This is a genomic window from Mesorhizobium sp. M7A.F.Ca.ET.027.03.2.1 (assembly GCF_003999175.1).
Taxonomy (GTDB): domain Bacteria; phylum Pseudomonadota; class Alphaproteobacteria; order Rhizobiales; family Rhizobiaceae; genus Mesorhizobium.
On record NZ_RZOM01000315.1, the window covers coordinates 1 to 5875 of the forward strand.

The 5875-nt window shown below is 62.2% G+C and carries 6 protein-coding genes; 4 read left to right on the forward strand and 2 right to left on the reverse strand.

The annotated features are described in order from the left end of the window. From EN750_RS15620 to EN750_RS15630, 3 genes are all read left to right on the forward strand, one after another. On the forward strand, nt 1–573 hold a 573-nt coding region (locus EN750_RS15620; RefSeq protein WP_145967681.1), incomplete at its 5' end, for an amino acid ABC transporter permease. A gap of 85 nt (nt 574–658) precedes the next feature. Then, on the forward strand, nt 659–1462 hold the full coding sequence (locus EN750_RS15625; protein ID WP_023761950.1) for an amino acid ABC transporter ATP-binding protein: 804 nt from the start codon (nt 659–661) through the stop codon (nt 1460–1462). 109 nt (nt 1463–1571) lie between these two features. Continuing rightward, nucleotides 1572–2240 carry a TIGR02117 family protein gene (locus EN750_RS15630; protein ID WP_127396949.1) on the forward strand — a complete coding sequence of 223 codons (669 nt, stop codon included), beginning with the start codon at nt 1572–1574 and terminating at the stop codon, nt 2238–2240. Between the two features lie 238 nt (nt 2241–2478). On the opposite strand, the gene EN750_RS15640 is transcribed toward EN750_RS15630, so the two are convergent. After that, nucleotides 2479–3717, reverse strand: coding sequence for an FAD-dependent monooxygenase (locus EN750_RS15640; RefSeq protein WP_127396950.1), 1239 nt, complete (start codon nt 3715–3717; stop codon nt 2479–2481). Nucleotides 3718–3736: 19 nt separating this feature from the next. Next, nucleotides 3737–3982 carry a zinc-finger domain-containing protein gene (locus EN750_RS15645; protein ID WP_023814125.1) on the reverse strand — a complete coding sequence of 82 codons (246 nt, stop codon included), beginning with the start codon at nt 3980–3982 and terminating at the stop codon, nt 3737–3739. A 247-nt stretch (nt 3983–4229) separates the two neighbouring features. On the opposite strand from EN750_RS15645, the gene EN750_RS15650 reads away from it, so the two are divergent. Then, the coding region (locus EN750_RS15650; protein ID WP_127396951.1) for an RNA degradosome polyphosphate kinase at nt 4230–5875 on the forward strand (1646 nt) is incomplete at its 3' end.

A 5875-nucleotide genomic window follows, 5' to 3' on the forward strand; every position in this document is an offset into this window, starting at 1 on the left:
GTGCTGGCGCTCGGCCGCCGTTCCAAGATGCCGATCATCAAGACGCTGTGCGTTGTCTTCATCGAGACGGTGCGCGGCATCCCGCTGATCACCGTGCTGTTCTTCGCCAGCGTCATGCTGCCGCTGTTCCTGCCGGAGGGTGTGTCGTTCGACAAGTTCCTGCGCGCGCTGATCGGGGTGTCGCTGTTTGCCGCGGCCTATATGGCCGAAGTGGTGCGCGGCGGCCTGCAGGCGATCCCCAAGGGCCAGTATGAAGGTGCCGATTCGCTCGGTCTCGGCTATTGGCAGAAAATGTATTTCATCGTCATGCCGCAGGCGCTGAAACTGGTTATTCCAGGCATCGTCAACACCTTCATCGGCATGTTCAAGGACACCAGCCTGGTCATCATCATCTCGATGTTCGACCTGCTCGGCATCGTCAAACAGAATTTCTCCGATGCAAACTGGGCAACCGCGCAGACGGCGAGGTCAGGCCTGATCTTCGCGGCCTTCGTCTTCTGGCTGTTCTGCTTCGGCATGTCGCGCTATTCAATGTACACCGAACGCCGGCTCGACACCGGCCACAAACGCTGAATGCATGTCGCCCAAAAGTGTATAGCGGTTTTGGGATAACGACATGCATCACTACCAACGACAAAAGAACAAGGGGATCCCTGTCATGGCCACCGAAAATGCCGTCAGCGCCGAAGAGATCAAGGTCAACGCCGCCAAGATGCAGATTTCGACGACCGATGTCGCCATCGACATCATCGCCATGCACAAATGGTACGGCGAGTTCCATGTGCTGAAGGACATCAACCTGAAAGTGATGCGCGGCGAGCGTATCGTCATCTGCGGCCCCTCCGGCTCCGGCAAATCGACCATGATCCGCTGCATCAACCGTCTGGAGGAGCACCAGAAGGGCAAGATCATCGTCGATGGCAAGGAACTGACCAACGATCTCAAGAAGATCGACGAGGTGCGCCGCGAGGTCGGCATGGTGTTCCAGCACTTCAACCTGTTCCCGCATCTGACCATCCTGGAGAACTGCACGCTGGCGCCGATCTGGGTGCGCAAGACGCCGAAGAAACAGGCCGAGGAAATCGCCATGCATTTCCTCAAGCGCGTCAAGATTCCGGAACAGGCCCACAAATATCCCGGCCAATTGTCCGGCGGCCAGCAGCAGCGTGTGGCGATTGCCCGTTCGCTGTGCATGAACCCGCGCATCATGCTGTTCGACGAGCCGACCTCGGCGCTCGATCCGGAGATGATCAAGGAAGTGCTGGAGACCATGGTTGGCCTTGCCGAGGAAGGCATGACCATGCTGTGTGTCACCCACGAGATGGGCTTCGCCCGCAAGGTCGCCAACCGTGTAATCTTCATGGACCAGGGCCAGATCGTCGAGCAGAACACGCCGGCCGAGTTCTTCGACCACCCGCGCCACGAGCGCACGAAGCTGTTCCTGTCGCAGATCCTGCACTAGGCCTCGACGGCCACGAAGAGCCCGGCTGAAACACTGCCGGGCTCTTTTGCGTATGGATAACAGGCGGGCGTTCGTGTCGCGCCGGAGCGCGTTTGCAGGGCCGCCTTTCATGAAAAGACTGGGACGTTTTCTGGGTCTTCTGTTGGTTCTCGTCGCACTCGCCCTGACGACGGGCACCTTCGTGCCACGGCCGCTGTGGCCGGCCGCCGCCGCCGTGCCAGCCGCGACGCGTCACATCCTGGTGCTGAACAATCCGATCCACACCGATATCGCCATCCCGGTCGATGACGCCGTGCGCCGGCGTTTCCATTTCCTGGTCGACGCGGGCATACCGGCCGACAGGCCGGAGGTCCGCTACATCGTCTTCGGCTGGGGCGGCCGCGCCTTCTACCTGGAGACGCCGACATGGTCCGAGCTGAAGGCGGTGCCGGTGATGAAGGCACTGACACTCGACGCGTCGGTCATGCATGTCGATGTCGCCGGTGACATCCTCGAACCGCGCCCCGATATCGCGGGATTCGACATCACCGAGGATCGGTTCACGGCGTTGCTCGATTTCATCGATGCAAGTTTCCAGCGGGGACCGAAAGGCCCGACCCTCGTTCCGGACGCAGCCTATTCCAGGTTCGACGGCTTCTACGAAGCCAATGGCCATTTCAACGCACTGGTCGGCTGCAACACCTGGACGGCGGCGGCCTTGCGCATCGCCGGCCTGCGCACCGGCTGGTGGAACCCGCTGCCTGTATCGCTTGGCCTGTCGATGCGGCTGTATAATTAGCTGTCTCGTCTTGTCGCGTTTCGCCAATGCGAGACGCCTCATTCCTTCGCGCCCCCCTCTGTCCTGCCGGACATCTCCCCCACGAGGGGGGAGATTGGCGGTTCGGCGCCCCGCTCTTTCCTGCGGCCCTGCAACGTTCGAGATTGGTGAAATCGGCGGTGCCGGCCGATCTCCCCCCAAGTGGGGGAGATGTCCGGCAGGACAGAGGGGGGCGCTGTCCCGCCAGCCTGTCAGGCTTTCAACGCCTGACAGCAGCCTCAACTGCCCGCCACCCATAGAGCCAATCCAGATCCGCCGCGAGCTTTTCCGAGCGCACCTTCAGGAACACATTGCGCGCAATCGCCACCGGACCCGAGGCATGCCAGGCCAGCCGGTTGACAGCGCCGCGTCGGGCGACCTGCGCTACACGCGGTCGCCGTGACTGTTCCCAGGTCGCAGGTGCGGCCAGGGGGTCGGCAGGGAAGTCGGCGATGATGTCGGCAAGCGTCGCAGCATCCTCGATCGCCATCGCCGCGCCTTGCGCCGCGAACGGCGTCATCGCATGCGCGGCATCGCCGATCAGCGCCATGTTGCCGGTCGTCCAAGGTTGTTTGCTGTCGACCGTATGGATCGGCCATGCGGTCCATGGGCCGGCCTGCTCGACCAGGCGGGCAAGTTCTGCCGCGGTGCCGCGCAGGGCTCGGGTCAGGATCCCGGCGTCGGCATTGCCGGACCAGCCTTCGGCAATACGGTCGCCCCTGGTGAAGGCAGCGAGATTGAAGGCAGCACCCTTGCTGACGGGATAGGCCACCATATGGAAGCCGGGATGCAGGAAGGTGGTGACGCAATTGGTTACACCGATCGCGGCAAAGGCTTGTCCGGCAGCGCTTTCGGCGGCAATGGTCGCGCGCCAGGCCAGCTCGCCGGAAAAACGGCTTGTCGGCAAGGCCGCCCTTTTGGCCGAATCGACAAGTGCGCGCACCGACGACCAGACACCATCGGCTCCGATCAGCAGGAAGCCCTCAGCCTTGATGGTTTTGCCGTCGATCTCGGCCGTCGCGGTGATGCCATGGGGGCCGGTGGCAGCGCTGCTGACGCGGGCGCCGGTGGTAAGATGGATATCCGGTATCTGGGAAACCCGTGCCATCAGCGCGCTCTGCAGATCAGCCCTGTGAGCGACGAGATAGGGCGCCTGCCAGCGCGTTTCGGCGGCTTGCCCCAGCGGCACCCGCGCCAGTTCGCGCAAGGTCGCGGCCTCCTTCAACACCACGGCTTCCGGCCGCACCGTTGCCGGCAGCAGCTTGTCGAGTACGCCAAGCTGGCGAAGGATACGTGTCGCGTTGGGAGAGAGCTGGATGCCGGCGCCGGCAGCTTCCAGGCGCTGCGCCTGTTCGAACACCCGAACAGGGTAGCCGCGGTCGGCGAATGCAAGCGCTGCGGTCAATCCGGCGACACCCGCCCCGGCGATGACAATTTGCCGGGATCGCGTGTCGGTCATCGGGCTGGTCGCGAAAGACTCAGGCGGCCTGATCGATGTAGATGCAGCCGGCCGGCAGCGTCTCGGTCGCCTTCAGCTTCGGAGAATAGCGGTAGAGCGTCGAGCAATAGGGGCAGACTTTTTCGTTGTCGTCGCCCATGTCCAGAAACACATGCGGGTGGTCGAAAGGCGGATTGGCGCCCGTGCACATGAATTCCTTCACGCCGATGTCGATTGCCTGATAGCCCGCATCGTTCTGAAAATGGGGAATGGAACCGCCTGCCATCGTCGTCTCCTTAACGCAGTCTCGTCTGCATCTGGATCATATCAGGCCTCTTTGCAAGTTCGATGAAATGAAACTGTCGCAAAAGCCTGTCAGAGGATAAGTTAAGCCGGTTAACGCATGGCCCCGAAGACCGACATCGGTTTTCGGCAAGGACCATGCGTCGCCTTGGAGTGGCAGAGCGTCCTTTGCGCGTCCTGAATGACGCACGACGCTTTAGCCTGGCTGACGGTGTGGAAGAGCGGGAATCATGAACGAACTAAAGCCGGTGCAGAACGAATTCGTTGATGTCGAGGTGGCTCGCCCGGAGGGCGGCAATCCGGACCGGTTTGTCAACCGCGAGTTTTCCTGGCTGCAGTTCAACCGGCGCGTCCTCGAGGAGTCGCTGAACCTCAATCATCCGCTGCTGGAGCGCGTCCGCTTCCTGTCGATCTCGGCCGCCAATCTCGACGAGTTCTTCATGGTCCGTGTTGCCGGTCTTGCCGGCCAGGTGCGAGAAGGCATAACGTTGAAGAGCCCTGACGGGCGCACCCCCGAACAGCAGCTCGAACAGCTGCTGCGCGAGGTCGAGCGGCTGCAGGAAGACCAGCAGAAGAGCCTTTCGGCGCTTACCGTGCTGCTCAACAAGGAAGGCATCGAGAGCATCACCCGCGATGCGCTGACCAAGGACGAGAAAATCTGGCTGGAGGACCATTTCCAGGAACAGGTTTTCCCGGTGCTGACCCCGCTGTCGATCGATCCGGCGCACCCGTTCCCGTTCATTCCCAATCTCGGCTTCTCGATGGCGCTGCAATTGCGCCATCGCAAGAATGGTGAGGAGATGAGCGCGCTGCTGCGCCTGCCGGTGGCGCTGAAGCGCTTCATCCGCCTGCCGGACCGCAAGCATCATGTCCGCTTCATCCCGCTGGAAGAGGCGGTCGGCCTCTATATCGGCAAGCTCTTCCCCGGCTATGAGGTCAAGGGCTCCGGCACGTTTCGCATCATTCGCGATAGCGATATCGAGGTCGAGGAGGAGTCCGAGGACCTCGTGCGCCTGTTCGAAACGGCGCTGAAGCGGCGGCGGCGCGGTTCGGTGATCCGCATCGAATTCGACAGGCTGATGCCTGGCGAATTGCGCGACTTCGTGGCAGGCGAGCTTGGCGTGTCGTCGAGCCGCATCAGCGTGCTCACCGGGCCGCTGGCGCTCAGCCAGATTTCCGAGATCGTCGCCGTCCCTCGCGACGACCTGAAATTCATGCCCTACAATCCGCGTTTTCCCGAGCGTATCCGCGAGCATGGCGGCGATTGTTTCGCCGCCATCCGCGAGAAGGACATCGTCGTCCATCACCCCTACGAATCGTTTGACGTCGTGGTGCAGTTCCTGCGCCAGGCGATGGCCGATCCGGAAGTGGTGGCGATCAAGCAGACGCTTTACCGCACCTCCAATGACAGCCCGATCGTGCGTGCGCTGGTCGACGCGGCCGAGGCCGGCAAGTCGGTCACCGCGCTGGTCGAGCTCAAGGCGCGTTTCGACGAAGAAGCCAACATTCGCTGGGCGCGCGATCTGGAGCGTGCCGGCGTGCAGGTCGTGTTCGGCTTTCTTGAGCTAAAAACCCATTCGAAAATGTCGCTGGTGGTGCGGCGCGAGGACGGCAAGCTGCGCAACTACGTGCACCTCGGCACCGGCAACTACCATCCGGTAACGGCGCGCATCTACACCGACCTGTCCTTCTTCACCACCGATCCGACGATCGCCCGCGATGTCGCCCAGCTCTTCAATTTCATCACCGGCTATGCCGAGCCGACAGACGAAATGCGGCTTGCGATCTCGCCGTTCACGCTGAGAAGCCGTATCCTGAAGCACATTGCCGACGAGATTGCCTACGCGGTGCAGGGGAAACCGGCGCGCATCTGGAT

What these genes read in the sequence shown, in the direction of transcription:
- EN750_RS15630 (WP_127396949.1), top strand. Translation starts at nt 1,572, where the DNA reads ATGAAAAGACTGGGACGTTTTCTGGGTCTTCTGTTGGTTCTCGTCGCA.
- EN750_RS15625 (WP_023761950.1), top strand. Translation starts at nt 659, where the DNA reads ATGGCCACCGAAAATGCCGTCAGCGCCGAAGAGATCAAGGTCAACGCC.
- EN750_RS15645 (WP_023814125.1), bottom strand. Translation starts at nt 3,982, where the DNA reads ATGGCAGGCGGTTCCATTCCCCATTTTCAGAACGATGCGGGCTATCAG.
- EN750_RS15640 (WP_127396950.1), bottom strand. Translation starts at nt 3,717, where the DNA reads ATGACCGACACGCGATCCCGGCAAATTGTCATCGCCGGGGCGGGTGTC.